This is a genomic window from Bradyrhizobium sp. Unk1 (genome assembly GCF_059512345.1).
The window spans coordinates 1-562 of sequence record NZ_JCAMOP010000219.1; the positions used below are offsets into that span (position 1 = coordinate 1).

Sequence of the window (562 nt, forward strand, 5' to 3'; positions counted from 1 at the left end):
TCGTAGAACTCGATCGCCTTGGCCTCTCGGTCGATCTCGCGAACCGCAAGACCCATCGCGACGCGCATGAAGAAGGCTTGCGGCAGTTCGATCCGCTTGCCGCGAACGTGCAGGAAGTAGCGGTCGTAGAGCGTCTGAAGACCGAGGAACTGGAAGTTCAGGTCGCGCTCGGGCTTGAGTGCAGCCGCGATCCGGCCGAGGTCGAAGCGGGCCAGTTCAGGATCGAGCAGTTCGGCGGCAATGCCGGTCTTCACATAGGCCGGGAAATATTCGGCATAGCGCACAGTCATATCCGCCTGCGAGGCGAAGGTCGGCACGGCGTGGACATAGGACAGTACCTCGCCGCGCAGCTTGTCCAGCAGCAGGCGCGCGCTGACATAGACGTAATTCGGCTCCTGCTCGACCAGCGTGCGCGCGGCCATGATCGAGGCCAGCGCCAGTTCGTCCTGGCTGATGCCGTCGTAGAGATTGCGGGTGGTCTCGGTGAGCACGGGTGCCGCGGAGACGCCGTCGAGACCGGCGCAGGCTTCGCCGATAATCAGCGCGAGCCGCTTGGTGTCGA

General features: G+C 63.9%; 1 protein-coding gene. It reads right to left on the reverse strand.

Translation table 11 applies throughout. The annotated features are described in order from the left end of the window. The coding region (locus AC5ZFO_RS48220) for a ribonucleotide reductase N-terminal alpha domain-containing protein (protein ID WP_496124300.1) at window positions 1–562 on the reverse strand (562 nt) is incomplete at both ends.